Genomic DNA, 17,266 nt, shown 5'->3' with positions numbered 1-17,266 from the left:
CTTGGATAACCGTCAACCTTTGCCTTCATACCATTTCGGGATGAACCTCCGAAACCCTTCATAGTCGTCGAGCGCCATCCGGCACCGTTCCTGCATGCCCTCGACGTCCACTTGTCCGAACGGGATCGCCCAGACGATGGAGAACAGCGACGTATACGCCACATAGAGCGAGAGCCGCCGCCAGAACTCCTCCGGGATCGGAGCCGAGCCGAAATAGCCGTCGATCTTCCCCCTGGCAAACGGAATGCTGCGCTCCCGGTCGAACGCCTGGACCTTGTAGAACTCCTCGACATAATCGCCGATATCGGACCGGTTGAAGTCGATAACGCCGATTCTCCCTTCCGGAGTCAGAAGCAGGTTGCCGATGTGATAGTCTCCGTGCTGCAACACCTGCCGGACATCCTGCAAAAGGCCCGCCTGCTCCTGCACGTACGCCATGGCTATGCCGTCCCCCTCCACGCGGTGCTCGCACGTCTCGTACGCGCGGGTCCGGGCGAGGATTTTGTCCGTCATTCGCCGCTCCCATCCCGCTTGACGGGCCGCCGGGTCCAGGTCATGAATTTGCCGCAGAGCCTCCCCCGCTTCCCAGCCAAGTACATACTGCGCATCCGGCGAGAACGCGTCCAGCCGTTCCTCCAGCGGGTCGCCTTCCACCCAGGTCAATAGCTGGTACACCTGCGCCTCGTCGGCCGTCGTGCCGAATTCGAGCGCGCGAGAAACCGGAAAGGAAAGCCCGCTCAGCTTCCGCAGCCGCTCGAACTCGGTTCGCTTGTCCTCCGCCTTGTCCGCGCCGGACAGCCGAAGCGCATAGATCTCCCCCGTCTCGCAGACGATCTTGTACTTCTCGTCGCTGGACCAGCCCTTGTCGATTTTCTCTACCCGAAGCCACTGCTCGGAGCCCGGAATCCCGCGAAACGATTGCATGTTGATCCCCTCATCCCTTTTGTCCAATCCGAAAGCCGTGCGGCGAAAGATTATTTCTGTTTCAGCGCATCCGGGTAGACAGTCGTGTCGATTACCTTTCCGGTTGCTTGATCTTCGAGGCGGATGGTAGCTTTGAGCGCTTGGCCCGGTTTATCGTACGCTTGGTACATCATGGAGGCCATCCCAAGGCCGTAGAGAGCGAAGCCGTCCAGGCTGTTCTCGTAAGCCGCCTAATCCACCAGAACATCAAACTCCGTCAGAGCTTTGTTCGGCGTCACGTCCTTAATCGACGGAAAGTCCTTACCGGATTTCACTTCGGCCACGAAGTCCAGTATTCCTTGCTTCGTGTCTTTCACCATCTTACCATAGACGGATTTGGACATCTTGTAGGTATAAGAGCCGTCCTTGTTCTTGACGACCTGCGAAATGCCGTCCTGCTTGGCTTTGGCACTCACGTTCTCAAGGGTAGTCTCCTCGTCGAACAAGGAAGCCGGAAGCGTGATTTCATAGGAAGACGGGCCCTTTTCCGCCGCGATGGGGGCGGTAGAAGTCTCGGCAGCCGGGGAAGCGGGCGACGGAGCGTCCGAACGGACCGGCTCGGGATCGCCGGAAGACGGACTTGCCGACACCGGGGGGCTCGAGCTCTCTTGCCCGGCGGCACTCCCTCCCTTCTCTTTGTCGGCATTGCCGGCGCATCCGCTCAGGACGGCGACGGCGATCAGGGCGGCTGCCCATTGCTTTTTCATTAAATCCACTCCTCGTTCATTATGTTTTGGATGCGATTCCCCGTTCCGATCGAGTTTGCTTACCCGGCGGAAAACTCTACTCTATTACGGGGCAAAAATCCAGAAGTTTCCGGTTTGTCCATCCCCCGTGACAAGGCGCAGAGAGCAAAACGGCCCCCCGGCGGTGACTGCCGAAAGGCCGCTGGACATGCAGCTTTGCTAGATAGAATCGCTCGGGTTCAGCGCGAGCACTCGCTTGCCTTAATGCAGGGAGATGGCGTGAAGCCGGATTCGCCCGCTCCTCACGGATAGCCGGATCACGGTCTCGGCGGCAGCGACCAGCTCCGCCTTCACCGAAACGATCGGAGCTTCGCCCACAGGGAGCGAGGTGCGCAGAAGCTCGCGCTCCTCCTGATGAAGCGTCAAGGCCGCTCCTGCCGGACATTCGAGGTCCACGGTCAGCGAGCTGCCTTCCCCCACGGACGTGAAGGTATAGGCGGCGAATTCGCCTTCCGTCAGCTCCAGCACAAGCCGATCCCAGCCGCTGTCGAAGAAAAATTCCTTCCTCCAGGGCTCGGCCGACAGCGGCACGATGCCCATGCCCGTGTCACAGCGGAAGCCGTACAGGTTGCCCTCCGGCCGGCGGCCGCTAAAGGAGACGCCCTTGCCCGGAAGCTGATCGAAGTCGGTTCCCCGCACCCGGCAGCCCGGACGCCGGAAGACGGCGGCGGTGACCGCCGGATTGGTGGTGCAGCGCTCCGCCGCCAGCAGGTCCAGGAACGAGTCCAGGCTCTTCCTCGCCCGTTCGAAGCCGGGATGCGGCCCTCCGGCGGCATAAGCCAGCAGCTCGTCCCAGCCGTCCGGCTTGAGGATGGACAGGGGCGAGTTGTCGCACTGCATCTTTTTCCAAGGCCACAGGTTGAAGCCGATCCCGAGCGACACCGCGAGCGGGTACATGGCGGCGAACCACTCCGTTCGGTTCTCGCCGGTTTCCCCCAGCCAGAGCGGTTGGTTCAGCCGCTCCGACACCTCCAGATACGTCCGATATGCCTCGATCCCGGGCATGCAGGCATAGCGGTGGAAATGAACCACCATGTTGTCGTCATAGCGTTTGAAGAAGATCGCCGGATCGGTGGCCCAGTGGTGACCCTCCACGGACAGCATATGCCGCGAGTCGATGGCGCGGATGGCCGGGATCACTTCCTCGTAGAACTCCACCAGCCGCTGGACGTAATAATGCGGATGATAGTCCGGCATCAGCCCTGGCCGAACCGGTTCGTTCAAGAGGTCGTAGCCGCCGACGATCCAGCGGTCGCGGTAGCGCCGGGCCAGCTCCTTCCATAGCCCGATGGCCTTCGTCCAGCTATCCTCGTCGGTATAGAGCCGAGGAACGTCATCAACGCAGTCGTCGATATTCGCGCCGGTCTGCCCGCCCGGCGCTCCATGCAGATCGAGGAAGGCGTACAGCCCGAATTCCTCGCACCAGTCCAGGCAGCGGTCGAGGAGGGCGAAGCCCTCTTCCTTCCAGTGCAGCCCCGGGCCTTCTTCCATCAGCACGCGCCAGCCGAACGGAATCCGTACGGAGTTGTAGCCGAGCTCCGCCATAAGCCGGATGTCCTCGCGGGTGATGTAGCGCTCGCGGAAGCTGGTCCAGAACCGCTCCGCGTAGTCGGCCCCGGCCAGCTCGCGGATGACAGCTTCGATCCGGTGGGGCCGGTCGAAGCGACCGTGGTGGGTCAGCCACATGTAGCCTTCGGGCAGCAGCCAGTTGCCGAGCCCCCAGCCGGTCAAGATGATCTCTTCGCCGTTGCCGTTGACCACGGTTCGGCCTTCCGCCCGCAGAAATCCGTTTACCCGCGAACGGGCTGTCTGTTCGAACATGAGTTGTCCCCTTTTCTGTTCCCGATTCGGCGTTCTGGAAAATGCATGGCCGATTAGTCCCATTATACTAAAAACCGCCGATAACGAAAGGGGTTTCGTTGTCGGCGGCACACCAAGACTATTTGGAGAAAGCCTGCTATGTAGAAGGAACAAAAACGCTACAGAAGTGGAAGGCTGCGAAGAAACGATGCATTTGCCTTGATGCCGGATTTCCCCTATGAAATTCATTCGGGCAATCCGGGTTCAGCCGCGATCGGAAGGCCACTCCAACCGGGCGGTGCAACTGTTAAGTTCAATCTTCCGTACCGTCGACGAACTCGTAGAGACTCACATACGTTTCGCCTCGGGAGAACACAAACCCGGCTTTTTCCATCACCCGGCGGGAAGGCCAATTCTCGTGTTCGGCTCGGCCGGCGATCTTCGGTTCCGCTCCAATTTCCCGCAGTTGGGCCAAGCCCCACTCCACGGCCGCTCGGGCCGCTTCCGTCCCGTAGCCCTTGCTTTGGTAAGCTTCCCCGATGTGGTAGCCGATTTCCACGTTCTCCAGCTCTTCCTCCGGCCCGTGAAATTTCGACAGGCTGACCAAGCCGATGAATTCGCCCGTATCCTTGCGAACGACCGCCAGGCTGCATTCGTCCTTCAGCAGATTGATTTTGCGGGACCAGACCTCCCGGCCGTGCTCGATTTCCTTCGCCCAGAATTCCGCAGTTAAGCACGCCGGTTCCTGAAAGTAGAACCATCTGCGGCGGGTCGCCTCGTTGCACATACTCACATACGGCTCCAGATCCTCCGGCTGAAAAGGCCGGTACCGCAGCCGCTCGCTCTCGAACTTATCCGTTATGCTCATCCTGTAAGCCTGCTTCCTCTCGTCCAACTGAAATAGAGAACCTCCTGCCGTTAATCGCGTCGGAGCAACTGCCAGAGCTCCATCTCGGGATGAAACGGGTCTTCCATCCGATCGTCCGCATAGACCTCCGCCGTCAGCCGCTCCGTCAGGGGATGCCCCGCTTGCGGCAGCCATTGGTTATGCAAAAAGTCATACGCCCCTTCCAAGGCAGACGAGGTCAGCGTCTCCCGGTCGCTTGCCTGGAACACGGTCCGTGCGTACCGCCCGGCGGGAAGGGTGAAGCTGCGCATGCCGTCCGGAATCTCATCCAGGCTCGTCACCTGCACCCCGATCAGGTACGTCCCCAGGCTCATGTCCTCCTCGCATTCGCAGACCAACCCGAAGCCGACGGCCGGCACTCTCCGGTTGGGGATCAGGCTCGGCTCGCCGTCGCCGAAGAACCGCCCGATCAGCTCGTCGATCAAGCGCTGCTTCTCCTCGTAGCGGTTGTAGGGAACCCGCACCGCCCGGCCGACGATGAACCGCGGTTCCCGAAGCTCGAACAGATCCGCGGCATACTCTGCCGACGGCCGCGCCGGTTTGAACGGCTCCTCCCCGCCGCCGATCCGTCCCTGCAAGGCGAGCAGTTCCTGCTCGATGCCTTCGAGAAGCCTTTTCTCCGAGCGAACGGCCGCCAATTGCAGCCCTATCGGGTCCGCCCAGGCTTCCGGCTTGGCGTTCAGCAGCGTGCGAACCTCCTCCAGCGAGAACCGAAGCCTGCGCAGGTACTGCAGCCGCCGCATCCGCTCGCTTTGCTCGTCCTCGTAATAGGCGTACCCGTTCGCGGGATCGATGCCCGCCGGAGCCAACAGGCCGATGTCCTTGTAGTAGCGGAGCGTCTTCTTGGAAACTTGGTGAAGGCCCGCAAACTGGCCGATCGAATACCGCATGTATCTCACCTCTGGCTTCATCATAAAGGGTTCCGTTGGGGCGCGGTCAAGGGGTGTTGTTGTGAGGGGGAGTTGAACGCCTGAAACCAAAAACAGACCTCACTTAGCGCGTTCAACGTCAAGACTCCGGTCTTCGATAGTAGGTCTTTTCTTTGTACAAGGAGTATTTCTTCATCAGAAAAGTCAATGCCTCGGATGCACAAGAAACCGGACATGCTGTCAGATGGATGATAAAATGTAGACATAGAAGAGGCTTCATATGCAACGTGTAATCTTGATGAGGAATGGGCAAGAAAACCAAGGAGGTTAGCCGTATGGGAAAGATCGTTTTCGCATTGAACCAGTCTCTGGATGGGTTCGTTGACTTCACTGAATCTATGCCTGACTCCGTGCTCTTCCGTCATTTCATCGACGACATGCGCAGCTTGGCGGGCTGCATATACGGGCGCCGCATGTACGAGAGCATGCGTTATTGGGACGAAGATCTTTTGGAATGGGATTCGTCGCAACGGGAATACGCAGCCGCGTGGCAAAGCAAGCCGAAGTGGGTGGTGTCCAGGACGTTAAAGTCCGTCGGTCCGAATGCTTCTCTGATCGAGGGGGACTTGGCAGCAGCGATACATGAACTGAAGGCACAGCATGAAGGAGAGATTGAAGTTGCCGGGCCGGAGTTGGCGCATACTCTAACGGAGCTCGGCCTAGTGGATGAATATCGGCTCTATCTTCATCCAGTCGTGCTGGGTCACGGTAAGCCGTTCTTCGCCGGTCCGCGGCCGCCGTTGCGCCTCGTGGCAAGCGATCGCATTGGCGAGCACGTGATCAGGTTGACCTACGTTCCAGCTTAGTTGTGAACTTGAACCAGCGCCCTAAAAGGCACTTGAATAGGGGGTCTCCGGCTGCAGCGGCAGTCAGAGGACCCCTTTTTCTTTAAAATTTGTTCAGTTATGCGAAATTACATGGTTAATTGACGGTTGACCTTACGAAGAACGCTAGCTAAATAAACCGCCATCTCACCGAGGCGGTTTTCTTCTGGATAATATCAACAAACATTAGAATTAAATATAGCCTACAATTTAAACCCCTTGAGTTGCTGTTCAAATTGCTCCATTAGGGTAACGGGGCTAATGCCCAAAGCGCGAGTCAGAGACAGAATTACCAAAAAACTTGGCGATTTCTCTCCATTTTCAACCTCGCTGATATACGACCGGTCTACCCTGCTTATCTCGGATAACCGTTCTTGTGTAAGCTGCCGGTCCTTCCGGATAGCACGAAGTGCTTGTCCCAATGCCAACAGTTCAATTCGCTTATCTTTTGGCAACACATGAAAAACTCCCATCGCTTATCTACCCATAATCATAAAGTTAGTGTCCCCTCTTTTCCGTAGGCTATTGCCAACAAAACAGAATTCAGTTAAAACGTAGGCTATAGACAACATTTATTTATAGATAAAGCCTTTAAAATCGAGGTGGCGGGCATGGCTGAATCGAATACGAAAGCTTGGTCGAAGAAGAGGACACGCTTTTGAAGAAAATCCATCATTGCGAGGAATGCAAATGGGCCGTTTTGAATTTCTGCTACACCCATTTGGATGATCGAGAGGTAGGCGAGGCCATCCTCACTTCTATTCATGAGATCGAACTGGACTATCGTACCGAGTTGCTTCATTTACGCCTGGAAAAGAGTTTGCAAGCCCGGAAGCTTCAGAAGGAACAGCCATTCGATACTCAAAATTAAAGAGGTTCAACAATTTCCCGTTCCAAAAAAACCGGCCCACTTCCGCACTGAATGTGCAGGAACAGACCGGTTCTTTCTGTTATCCTCGTTTATCCGTTAACTTAAACATATTCGTAGTGTTCTTAAATTCTTTTCGCCTACTTTCCCCTCACCCACATAACCGGCCGAACCCCCAACACCGTGTCCACCTTGCGGTGATAGACCTGATAATCGGGAGATACGACGCGCGCCTTGTCGGTGCTGCCGTAATAAGGCGTAGACAGCCAATAGCCGCCCGGCAGGACGGATGCGGTCTTGGACTTGCGGAACAGGCGCTCCGCATCATCGACGGACGGCAGCGTCAGTGAAGCCGAATAGCTCTTCCGGTACGCCCGCTCGCTGTCCTGGGAGACGTACTTGATCGGCGAGAACCAGTAATGCGGCCGGTCCCCCTCCTCGGCCTGCTGCCAATTGACTTCGTTGCACAGCGCCGGATACTCCGCCTGCCGAATGAGCTTCCGCTCGTCTGCGGTGAACCAGACATCCACCTTGGCGTCCAGTCCGGCTTGAATGCTCGCTTCGGTGTAATCGTTGGAGCGTTCGTCGTAGGCGCTGCGGTACAGGGCTTTTTTGGCGATGACCTTGGTCCAGTCGCCTTCTCTCTCCAGCACGTACCACTTAATCGGTTTGCCGTCCATGCGGCCCAAGGTGACGGTCTCCGGCCGGCTCGGATAGAAGCACAGCCCGACCAGAACAGCAGTGGAGGCGATGCCGACCCTGCGGAACGTCTTGCTTTTCACGCCCAGGTGATCGAAGAACAGCAGGAAGATCAGGAGATCGAAATGCACATTAAAGAGAAACATGTGCTTTTGCAGGTCGGCATGGCCGTTGCTCACCAAGGGAACGATGAACTGTCCGGCCGCCGCGCCGAGCAGCGCAAGTCTCAGCAGGAGGCGATACGGGTCCGCCTTAATCCGAAGAAGCGAGATCCAGCTTGCCGTATACAGCAGGAAGACCATGCCCACGAAGACGGACGCAAACCCGGAGATCTGCTTGCGCAGGCGCTCCCAAAGATTCAGCCGAAAGTCGAACCGCAAATCCGCCTGGTCCTCGGGCAACTGGAGATTGGCCAAATACGTAGGCCGCAGGGGCAGAGCCGCTTCGGCGCTTTCGTCCAGCTTTTTGGCGAATTGCTCGGGATGGATCAAGTAATAGGTGAACACCTCGAGCTTGCCGGTATGGTCGAAGAACAGGGACTCGAACGGAGGTTCATAGAGATTGTAAGGATTCAGCGCCCGGGGCGCGTAGGCGTTGACGGTTTCCAGCTTGGCCAGCTCCGGCGGCAGCCCCAGCTCCTGCACGGCCTGTTCCGGCGCCGGATGCTCGTACAGCACGCCGAAGAAGACGGATTGGAAGGTGGTGACCTTTTTCATCCAGTCGGGCGAATTCTTCACATAGCCGTACGAAGCGACCAGCATGACGGCAACCGAGACGCCGATCGCGATCTTCTTCCTCCGGTCTTCTTTTCGCATCGCCTGATACAGCACCGGGACGGCCAGCAAGAGCGCGGACGGGAAGTTGGCCGACTTGGAGCCGGAGAAGAGAAACAGCGACAAGAGTGCGCCCAAGTAGACGAACAGGCTCGTTTTGCCCTTTTCCAGATAGAGCAGCAGGACGAAGGCGATCAATAGAAAGATCAGGGTCGTCGATTCGCCGTAAAACGAATTGAAATACACCAAATAGCCGCTATCCAGGAAAAAAAAAGCGAGCAGCGCCTTTCCGGCCAGGTCGGCGAACCGGTGGGTTTTCCACTTTTCCTTGAAAAAGAGGAAGAACGCAGCGGCGTAGAGTAGAATGTATTGAACCGTCTGGAAGGCCAGGTTAAACTCCCCTGGGTCGCGATGCGTGAACGAAGCGAACGCCGCGTTCAAGAACAGCGCGAGCTTGACGAAGATAAACTGCGTCGAGTAATAGTGGGCGGGATTATGGGCAGGCCAAAAGATTCGTTTGAAATACTGGACGGCGGTTCCCGGATCGGACAGCTTATACTGGGTATCGGCGCTCCAAAACTTGATGCCGCTGGCCGAGGACAGCCCGAAGGCCTTCATCGTCCGGTTAAAATCGGAATTATCGGCCACTCCCAGAGTTCTCGGCACATAAATCAGCAAGGCCAGAGCCATCGCGATGAGGAGGAACAAGCCGACGAGCTTGATCTTGTTGGATTTAAACAACTTGCGGCACCTACCCCTATGAAAATCAGACCCCGGCGGCCATCCCTAGAAGGGTGCCCCGGCCTTGGCACAAGCATGCCCCTTAACGGCTGGGGACTGGGCCAAACGTCGGACCGGTCTCCCTAATAGACTGATGAAACGCCGCAGAGGTTGCAGTTCCTGCCAATGGGGGAATGCAAGCACGTCCCTAAGCTCGGCCCCAAGCGCAGAAAAAGGCCGTCTCCAAGCGGCACAACGCCACTCGGAAACGGCCCGGGGATTACGAATGATTATAGCTCGATCCATGCGCAGACCGGATAGTGATCGGACGGGTAGCGCCCATCATACTGCCCGCGGTCCACCGAGACGGATTCCACCCGGACATCCGGCGAGAAAAAGAGGTAATCGATCGGCTGCCCGGCTTCTCCGCCCTGGAAATCGTGGAAGGTCATGCCCGGCGTCCGGTCGGGGGCGCCCACCGGAAGAGCGGAGTACACATTGACATAGCCTGCTTCCTCCAAGCCGCGGATGACAGCGTGATCGGGCTCGACGTTGAAGTCGCCGGTCAGCACGAGCGGCAGGCCGGGATGGCTGCGCTTCAGCTCTTCCATCCGCTCGCGAATGAGCGCCATGCCCTTCACCTGGGCCTCCTCGCTGATGTGGTCGAGGTGCGTGTTGAACACCGCCAGCTCTCCTTCGCCTGTGAGCGACCGAAGCCGCACCCAGGTGCACATGCGCGGGTAATCCGTGTTCCAGCTTAAGACGCCGAGCGTCTCCGGCTGCTCCGAGAGGCCGAAATTTCCGGACTCCACCGGCTGCCAGCGGGCGGTATCATAGAATACCGCGCAGTGCTCGTCCTCCCGGCCGCCCCGGCGCCCTTCGCCGAGCCAGGCGTAGCCGGACAACTGCGCATGCAGCTCCTCCAGCATTCCGTAACGGCCTTCCTGCGTCGAGAGGACGTCCGGCCGCTTGTCCAGCACCGCCTGTCCGGCGGCGACGATCCGGTTCGTCCAGGCGTTCTTGCCGTCCGATTCCACCATCACCCGAAGGTTGAAGGTCATTGCCTTAATTGCCGTCATGTTCTGTCATCTCCGCTTGTGGTTGATTCGCGGCTCGCGCCGCGGCTGCGGTTTGCTGGCTTCCTGCGAGTCTCCCGACTTTGTTCGCAGGTGCCAACGCTCCCCCTGCTTTTACCGCTATACCCGCAACCTACGCCCTTCCTACGGAATGGCCTTCGATCAGCTTGACGTAGACCCGCTCGTTCTCCACCTCTTCGCCGGTGATCAGCTTGACGAGCTGCTGAGAGGCGAGCTCGCCCCATCTCCGCTTGGAGTATTCGATGGTCGCAAGCCGCGGCTGCAGGTACCCCGAGACTTCGATGTTATCGAAGCCGATCAGGTGGAAATGCTCGCCGATGCGGAACTGGCTGTCGCTCAGCCGATTATAGAAGCCGATGGCCATTTCGTCGTTCAGGCAGAAGACCGCCACCGGCTCGCGGTATTCCCGCATCAGCCGCTCCGCCGCCTGGACGCCGCCGCTCTTCAGGAAGTCGCCGGGAATCTCGATGATCTCTACCCCGGCGTGCTCCGCCGTGAGGCGGACGCCCTTCATGCGCTGGGTCGAGTCGTACGAGCCTTCCGGCCCGGTGACGACGTGGATCTTGCGATGGCCCTTATCGCGGAGGTAATCGATCGCGAGCGTCGCTCCCGCCTTGTTGTCGAGCAGCACCTGATTGATGTTGGGATGGTCCAGCTCGCGGTCGAGCACCACGATCTTGTGACCGAAGTCGGCGTACTGCAGCAGCTCCTCGCTCTCGAACGCTTGGTCCAGCACCACGGCCCCGTCGATCATCCGCTCCGGCAGCATTTTGTGGGACTGCTTGCCGCTGCATACGACGAGGTCGTAGCCGAGCGCATTGCTGATTTCTTTCATGCCGTGCAACAGATCGCCATAGACATCGCCGCGGAAGTCCGTCAGAAATACGCCGAGAATCTTCGTCTCCCGCTTCTTCAGGTTTCTCGCCGACGCGTTGGGCACATAGTTAAGTTCCTTGGCGATCTGCAGAATACGCGCGCTCGTCTCGTCCGTCACCTTGTCGCTGCCGTTGAGCGCATAGGACACCGTCGAGATCGAGACACCCGCTTGTTTGGCGATGTCTTTTATACTTACCACTGCACTTCTCTCCTACTATTCTGGGCTAAAGCAAAGGGAAGCCCGCCGCCCCGGCCGCACGCTTACGCGTGCAGCTCGATGACGGCTCTTCCTTGCCCCGCAAGCTCTTCGAACACGTTGCGCGAAATGCGCAATCCCCCGGTTCGATAAGGGTTGTCCAGCCGGACGCCCTCGGCCTCCTTGCCGTTGATGACCACCTTGCGCACCGGACCGCCGAGGCTGACGTAGCGGAATTCCGCTTCCTTGCCGGCAAACGCGTAACGGAAGGTCATCCCGGCGAGCTCGGAGGGAAGCACCGGATCGAGGACCAGGTCGCCTTCCAGCTGACGGATGCCGAGCGCGGCCGAGATCAACTGGTTCATGTAGATTCCCGGGCCGCTGGAGTAGATCCGCCAGCCGCCCTTGACCGGCACTCCGCCGGTCCGCAGCTCGTCGAAGCGCTCCTGCGCCTCGTAGCGTGTGTTGAATTTGCCGTCCGAGCTGCTGAAGTAGGCGTTGCTCTGGCGCGGCTCGGCGTTCTTCACCACATCGCGGATGCCGACCGGATTGATCGCCGCGAGGCCCGTCCAGACATCCTCGGCGTTCCCCAGCTTGGCCATGGCCTCGACGTAGCGGATGTGCGCGTGTACGTACTGCAGCCCCACCTCGCGGCCGAAATTGGCGGCCTGCTCGGCGCGCTTGAAGTGCGTGCTCACCCCGCCCGCATACTGTGCGGGACGGTTCATTAGCCGCACGCCGTCGGGGCAGCGGAATTTCTCCTGCACGAGTTGGTAATTGACGGCCGCCTGCTCGGCGTCCACCAGCTCGGCGATGATGCTGCGGGTCATCGGCAGGAGCCGGTACTGAATGCCCGTCTCCGTGTCGGTCGGATGCAGCATCAGCTTCACATGCTCCGGGTCCTCCATGTACAGGAAGCCCGGAATGACGCCCGTCGCCAGCATGTAGCGGCGGTAATCCTCGCGGATCGCTTCCGCCATGGCGGCGAGCTCCGCCGAGAGGGCATCCTCGGTATCGGCCAGTACCCGGGACAGCTCCGTCACCGCTTGATACGTGAGCGCGACGGTCCAGCTGCTGACCATGTACTGCTTCAATTGGGCGTTCGCCGGCTGAAGGGTATCGTCCCAATCGCCGTCGCCGTAAGAGGACAGGTGCGTGCCGTGCAGGAAATGCTCGCGGATGTAGCCGAGCTCCTTGCGGGCATGCTCCAGAATCGTAGCAGTGCTCTCGCTGAACCCGAAGCCTTCCTTGACCGTATACGGCACCTGCTCGTTCAGGATGCTCCGGTCGCCGGTGACCGCGATATAGTCGGCCAGCACCTTGAGCGGCCAGACGATGATGTCGCCGTGGCTCTCGGTCTGCTGGATTGCATGGTAGCGGTCGAACATGAACCACTGCGGCCAGTTGCCGTCGTCCTCGTATTGATGCGAGAACAGGGTCTTCAGAATGTCGCGCACCTGCGCGTACTTCTGGGTGGCGAGGAAATACTCGACCGGCCCCTGGCACACGTCCCGCGTGCCCCAGGCCGCGCCGCCGAACTGCTCCAGGCCGTGCGGTACGGAATAATGCACCAGCATGTTATGCGTGTACCACCAGGCGAGGGCGTTGACCTTGAACAGCGGATCGGCTGCTCCCGCCGCATCTCCACCGCTTCCGACGGATTCCTGCGACAGCCGGAAGCCGTTCATCAAGCCGCCAAGGAACGCGCGATAGTCTTCGATTTCGTCCTGCATGCCGCGCGCCGGGGCCGAGGCGGACCGGTTCCGGGAGCCGTCCTGCATGCCGCGCGCCGGGGCCGAGGCGGACCGGTTCCGGGAGCCGTCCAGCATGCCGCGGATCGACAGCGTCCACTCCGGACCGGCGTCCAGCTTCAGCACGACGAGCGAAGCGTCGCCCGCCGCCACGCCGTCGGCCAGCTCCCGTTCATCGGAGACGCTGGCTTCGGCGCCGTCCACCCGCAGCGAGTAGCACAGCTCCGGGTACTGGGTGCGGCTGAGCGAGGCCGAATCGGCGCGGAATACCCACTCGTCGCCTTCCCGGGACAGATGCACCGGGTATTCGTATTCGTTCACGTCCATGGTCACTTGATGAGTTACCAGACAGCGGTAGGCCTTTCCGCCGAGGGAGCGAACCTGCAGTCTGACTTCAGGCTCATGCGCCGCCGTGTAATTGGTGATCACCAGCGTGTCTTCTTCCATTATATAGTACCAACGGACGTAGTTGAAACCGATTTCCCAGAGAGAAGGCATCGTCAGTAGGGAAAATTCACCATTTTGTTCAATATAAATGCGCTGGCCCGACGTCTTGATCTGGTTCAGCGCTCCGCGGGCCACGCTGATCATCTTGTTGAAGTTGGTGTTGCCCGTGACGAGCTGCGAGTTGAACACCCCGTACATGTACGAGGTGGTCGTCACCACGGGAGCGCCCAGCTCGAGATTGTCGCCGCTCATCAGGATGTGCCCGTGCGGACGTTCGACCGCCAGCTCCTTGCGCTTTAGCACGACATGCTCGTAGGTGTCGGTGAAAAAGGCGGCCAGCTCGCCGTCCAGGTATTCCTCCTGGCGCCGCGCTTCGGCCGGGAACCACTCGCCCAGCTGTTCGGCGGTAACGTCCCGCGTGCGCACCGGCTTGCCGATGGCCGGGCGGATCGCCGCCTTCGGCGCGGGCTTAGCTGCGCCAAGGAGAACGGGAAGGTCGGCGAACCGGGCCTGGAAGCTGCGGTAAGCCTCTTCGACCAGTTCGCGGAATTCCAGCTCCGCGATCGCTTCGGGGTGATCGGGACGAACGAGTCCGTAGAAGACGAACCGGGCTTTGCCGTCGAGCTCGGCCATCTCCGATTGAAGGGCCGTGTAGGCAAATTCATATTGATAGATTTCGTTTGCAAGCTTCTCGTGCAGGAGGCTCTCCGGCACGTCGGTTTCCTTGTAGGACAAGCCGAAGAACTGGAAGCCGTCGGTGGAGTACCCGGCCGCGCGGGTCAGCGAGCCCTGCTGCAGATACGGAAAGGCTCCGCCCTGCGGCTGGTTCTGGCGCGAGCAGACCACGAAGCCCTGGTCCGCGTCTTCGAATACCGTGTGGTCGATGTACTGCGACAGGTAGGCTTCATTGCTGCGAACCGCGCCGCCGTCGGCGAGGCCCACATCCTGGCCGTAGACCACGTCGATGCGCTTGCCGCTTCCCTGGACGGTGACCTCCCAGAACCAGACGTCCTGCTCCGTCGGGGCGAACAGCACGCGGTAGCCGATGCCGGCCGCTTCCCCTTCCCAGACGGCGTAATCGGCGCCGTAGGAAAAACGGCTGTTCGAGCGGATGCCGATGAGCGGGTAATACGCGATGCCTTCCCCGCCGTGCACGCGCAGATACAGGTTGTTCAGCGAGCCGTCGATCGGGCTTGCCATGAATTGGTTGAGCATCGTCCGCCCGCTCTCGGCGAGGAACAGATCGCCGCTGTTCCAGAAGGAAAAGGCCAGCGACCCGGCTTGGATGCGAATTTTGTTCGATGGGGTTGTGATGGTCATGAGTATGTCCCGCCTCCTATCCGCAAGCCGGCTCTCTTCCGCGCGAGTGGCGGAAGAGAGGGCTTATGGGCAGCTTGAGCTGCTTCTATGAATGAAGTTTCAGAACGCCGATGCCTGGCCGACGAGAGTGAACGCCGCCTCCCGGGTGTCGCGGCTGTTACCGCCGACATAGAGGCGGAACGCTCCCGGATCGCTCGCAAACGACAGATCGGAATGATGATAGCGCAGTTGTTCTTCCGTCAACAGAAATTCCGCCTTGCCGGTCTCTCCAGGCTCCAGCGCAAGCCGGACATACGCCTTCAGCTCGCGCAAAGGCCGGACGACTTCCCCGGCCACATCGCGGATATAGAGCTGAACGGTCTCCACGCCGGCGCGGCGGCCGGTGTTGGCGACCTCGACGCTCACGCGAAGCGGTTCGTCCCGGCTGATCCGGTCGCTGCCGAGCACCGGTTCCCCGTAGCGGAAATCCGTGTAGGAGAGACCGAAGCCGAAGGGCAGGAGCGGATCGTTCGGGCAGTCGAGGTACTTCGAGACATACCGATCGCCCTCCCGGCCCGGCTGAAAGGGCCGGCCGGTGGAGAATTGGTTGTAATGCACGGGAATCTGCCCGACCGCACGCGGGAAGGACATGGTCAGCCGGCCGGAGGGGTTACGGCGGCCGACGAGCAGATCGGCCACCGCCGCTCCGCCCTCGGTTCCCGGGAACCAAGCCTCCAGCACCGCGTCCGCCTCCTCGTAGAGCCCGGATAGATCGAGCGGACGGCCGTTGAACAGCACGGCAGCCATTGGCTTGCCAAGCTCCTTCACGCGCCGGACCAGCTCAAGCTGCGCTGCGGGCAAGCGAATGTCGGTGCGCGCCGCGCCTTCGCCGCTCATCTCGGACGCTTCGCCGAGCGCGAGCACCACCGTATCGGCGCTCCGGGCAGCGGCCAGCGCCGCGTCGAGCTCCGCCGCCGTCACGCGGTCGAGCCCGCAGGGGACGGCGGTCAAGCGGCCTGCGCCGAGGCGTTCGGCCAGCGCGGCGCCGAGCGGCTGCGCATCCTTGCGCTCGCCGTTGCAGGACCACCAGCCGAGGATGTCGTCGCTCTCGGCGTAAGGGCCGATGAGCGCGACCTTCGCTTCCGGCGCGAGCGGCAGGACGCCGCCCTCGTTCTTCAGCAGGACGCAGGATTCCACGGCCAGCTCATACGCCGCCCGGCGGTGCTCCGGCGACAGGAGCAGCTCTTTCTCCCGGGCCGGATCGGCCCCGCGCAGCGGCTTCTCGAACAAACCGAGCTTGTCTTTGAGCTTCAGGATGCGCAGGACGGCCTCGTCGATCCACTTGGGGTCGACGGCCCCCTGCTCGATCAGCTCCGGCAGATGATGCACGTAGCAGGGCGTCATCATCTCAATGTCGAGACCGGCGCGGATGGCGCGGAGCGCCGCCTCGCGGTCATCCTCGGCGGCGCCGTGCGCTACCAGCTCGCGGACCGAGGCCCAATCGGAGATGAGGACTCCGTCGAAGCCCCATTCTCCGCGCAGCAAGCCGCGCATCAGCTTCTCGTTGCCGCTCGCGGGAATGCCGTCGACCGTATTGAAGGAAGCCATGACCAGCGCGGCGCCTTCGTCCACCGCCGCACGGTAGGCGGGCAGGTAGTATTCGCGAAGGTTGCGCTCGGACATGTCGACGGTGTTGTATTCCCGTCCGCCTTCGGGAGCGCCGTAGGCGGCGAAATGCTTGACGCAGGCCGCCAGCCGCTCGGTATCTCCCTTGAGATCGGAGCCTTGATAGCCGCGAACCATCGCCCGCGCGAACAAGGCGTTCAGATACGGGTCTTCCCCGGTCGATTCCATCACCCGGCCCCAGCGGGGGTCGCGCACCAGATCGACCATCGGCGCGAAGGTCACGTGCAGGCCGGACACGGCGGATTCACGGGCAGCCACCCGAGCGCTCTCCTCGGCCAGCTCCAGGTTCCAGGAGCAGCCCATTGCGAGCGGGATCGGAAATATCGTTTTAAAGCCGTGGACCACGTCCGCCATGAACAAGAGCGGAATGCCGAGGCGATTGTTTTCCAGGTAAGCCTGCTGAACGCGGGTGATGGTCTCGGCCCCGCTGAGGTTGAGGGCCGAACCGCTCGCCCGAACCACCTCCTGGGAAATGCCCAGTTCCTCCATCGGCCCCGTAAGGAGCTCCACGTCGTGGAATCCTTCATAGAAGGCTCCAATCAGTTGCTGCAATTGAGCGATCTTCTCCTCCGGCGTCATCCGGTCTACCAATGCCAGCAATCGTTGTTCGTCCATTTGGGTTCCATCCCACCTATCCGTTAAGCCTGTTGCGGCGTTCTAGGGTAAGAACCCGGCTGCGTGCGGA

The 17,266-nt window shown here is 60.4% G+C and carries 14 protein-coding genes; 2 read left to right on the top strand and 12 right to left on the bottom strand.

The features are described 5' to 3' along the window. Positions 1-12: 12 nt before the first annotated feature. The 6 genes from ACSEXS_RS02470 to ACSEXS_RS02445 form a co-directional block, all read right to left on the bottom strand. Entirely contained in the window at positions 13-924 is a 912-nt protein-coding gene (locus ACSEXS_RS02470) for a phosphotransferase family protein (protein WP_438431602.1), read from the bottom strand. Positions 925-974: 50 nt separating this feature from the next. After that, positions 975-1,097 carry a hypothetical protein gene (locus ACSEXS_RS02465; protein ID WP_438431601.1) on the bottom strand — a complete coding sequence of 41 codons (123 nt, stop codon included), beginning with the start codon at positions 1,095-1,097 and terminating at the stop codon, positions 975-977. 57 nt (positions 1,098-1,154) lie between these two features. Then, on the bottom strand, positions 1,155-1,670 hold the full coding sequence (locus ACSEXS_RS02460; protein WP_438431600.1) for a hypothetical protein: 516 nt from the start codon (positions 1,668-1,670) through the stop codon (positions 1,155-1,157). 240 nt (positions 1,671-1,910) lie between these two features. Next, a complete protein-coding gene (locus ACSEXS_RS02455; protein WP_438431599.1) occupies positions 1,911-3,530 on the bottom strand; it encodes a glycoside hydrolase family 5 protein in 1,620 nt (539 codons plus the stop codon). 292 nt (positions 3,531-3,822) lie between these two features. Beyond that, on the bottom strand, positions 3,823-4,377 hold the full coding sequence (locus ACSEXS_RS02450; protein ID WP_438431598.1) for a GNAT family N-acetyltransferase: 555 nt from the start codon (positions 4,375-4,377) through the stop codon (positions 3,823-3,825). 50 nt (positions 4,378-4,427) lie between these two features. Then, complete coding sequence (locus ACSEXS_RS02445; protein ID WP_438431597.1) at positions 4,428-5,306, bottom strand: MerR family transcriptional regulator; 879 nt, start codon at positions 5,304-5,306, stop codon at positions 4,428-4,430. Positions 5,307-5,620: 314 nt separating this feature from the next. Here ACSEXS_RS02445 and ACSEXS_RS02440 point away from each other — a divergent pair, with 314 nt between their 5' ends. Next, complete coding sequence (locus tag ACSEXS_RS02440; RefSeq protein WP_438431596.1) at positions 5,621-6,151, top strand: dihydrofolate reductase family protein; 531 nt, start codon at positions 5,621-5,623, stop codon at positions 6,149-6,151. Positions 6,152-6,372: 221 nt separating this feature from the next. On the opposite strand, the gene ACSEXS_RS02435 is transcribed toward ACSEXS_RS02440, so the two are convergent. After that, entirely contained in the window at positions 6,373-6,642 is a 270-nt protein-coding gene (locus ACSEXS_RS02435; protein WP_438431595.1) for a helix-turn-helix domain-containing protein, read from the bottom strand. 185 nt (positions 6,643-6,827) lie between these two features. Between ACSEXS_RS02435 and ACSEXS_RS02430 the strand changes: the two genes are divergently transcribed. After that, complete coding sequence (locus ACSEXS_RS02430; protein WP_438431594.1) at positions 6,828-7,040, top strand: hypothetical protein; 213 nt, start codon at positions 6,828-6,830, stop codon at positions 7,038-7,040. 137 nt (positions 7,041-7,177) lie between these two features. On the opposite strand, the gene wsfD is transcribed toward ACSEXS_RS02430, so the two are convergent. The 5 genes from wsfD to ACSEXS_RS02405 all read right to left on the bottom strand — a co-directional run bounded on the left by wsfD (position 7,178) and on the right by ACSEXS_RS02405 (position 17,196). After that, positions 7,178-9,250, bottom strand: coding sequence for a glycan biosynthesis hexose transferase WsfD (wsfD, locus tag ACSEXS_RS02425; RefSeq protein ID WP_438431593.1), 2,073 nt, complete (start codon positions 9,248-9,250; stop codon positions 7,178-7,180). Between the two features lie 269 nt (positions 9,251-9,519). Continuing rightward, positions 9,520-10,308 (bottom strand): endonuclease/exonuclease/phosphatase family protein, encoded by a 789-nt coding sequence (locus ACSEXS_RS02420; protein WP_438431592.1) that lies wholly within the window; start codon positions 10,306-10,308, stop codon positions 9,520-9,522. A 130-nt stretch (positions 10,309-10,438) separates the two neighbouring features. Further along, entirely contained in the window at positions 10,439-11,401 is a 963-nt protein-coding gene (locus tag ACSEXS_RS02415; RefSeq protein WP_438431591.1) for a LacI family DNA-binding transcriptional regulator, read from the bottom strand. 62 nt (positions 11,402-11,463) lie between these two features. Continuing rightward, on the bottom strand, positions 11,464-14,916 hold the full coding sequence (locus ACSEXS_RS02410) for a GH36-type glycosyl hydrolase domain-containing protein (RefSeq protein ID WP_438431590.1): 3,453 nt from the start codon (positions 14,914-14,916) through the stop codon (positions 11,464-11,466). A 99-nt stretch (positions 14,917-15,015) separates the two neighbouring features. Continuing rightward, complete coding sequence (locus ACSEXS_RS02405; protein WP_438431589.1) at positions 15,016-17,196, bottom strand: glycoside hydrolase family 3 N-terminal domain-containing protein; 2,181 nt, start codon at positions 17,194-17,196, stop codon at positions 15,016-15,018. Positions 17,197-17,266: the final 70 nt, after the last annotated feature.

The sequence above is a fragment of the Gorillibacterium terrae genome (assembly GCF_051594785.1).
GTDB lineage: Bacteria > Bacillota > Bacilli > Paenibacillales > NBRC-103111 > Gorillibacterium.
This window is presented reverse-complemented; position numbering and strand designations above follow the sequence as displayed.

Bases quoted from the DNA above. Each gene is read 5' to 3' on its own strand.
- ACSEXS_RS02470 (WP_438431602.1), bottom strand. From the start codon at position 924: ATGCAATCGTTTCGCGGGATTCCGGGCTCCGAGCAGTGGCTTCGGGTA.
- ACSEXS_RS02465 (WP_438431601.1), bottom strand. From the start codon at position 1,097: ATGATGTACCAAGCGTACGATAAACCGGGCCAAGCGCTCAAAGCTACC.
- ACSEXS_RS02460 (WP_438431600.1), bottom strand. From the start codon at position 1,670: ATGAAAAAGCAATGGGCAGCCGCCCTGATCGCCGTCGCCGTCCTGAGC.
- ACSEXS_RS02455 (WP_438431599.1), bottom strand. From the start codon at position 3,530: ATGTTCGAACAGACAGCCCGTTCGCGGGTAAACGGATTTCTGCGGGCG.
- ACSEXS_RS02450 (WP_438431598.1), bottom strand. From the start codon at position 4,377: ATGAGCATAACGGATAAGTTCGAGAGCGAGCGGCTGCGGTACCGGCCT.
- ACSEXS_RS02445 (WP_438431597.1), bottom strand. From the start codon at position 5,306: ATGCGGTATTCGATCGGCCAGTTTGCGGGCCTTCACCAAGTTTCCAAG.
- ACSEXS_RS02440 (WP_438431596.1), top strand. From the start codon at position 5,621: ATGGGAAAGATCGTTTTCGCATTGAACCAGTCTCTGGATGGGTTCGTT.
- ACSEXS_RS02435 (WP_438431595.1), bottom strand. From the start codon at position 6,642: ATGGGAGTTTTTCATGTGTTGCCAAAAGATAAGCGAATTGAACTGTTG.
- ACSEXS_RS02420 (WP_438431592.1), bottom strand. From the start codon at position 10,308: ATGACGGCAATTAAGGCAATGACCTTCAACCTTCGGGTGATGGTGGAA.
- ACSEXS_RS02410 (WP_438431590.1), bottom strand. From the start codon at position 14,916: ATGACCATCACAACCCCATCGAACAAAATTCGCATCCAAGCCGGGTCG.
- ACSEXS_RS02405 (WP_438431589.1), bottom strand. From the start codon at position 17,196: ATGGACGAACAACGATTGCTGGCATTGGTAGACCGGATGACGCCGGAG.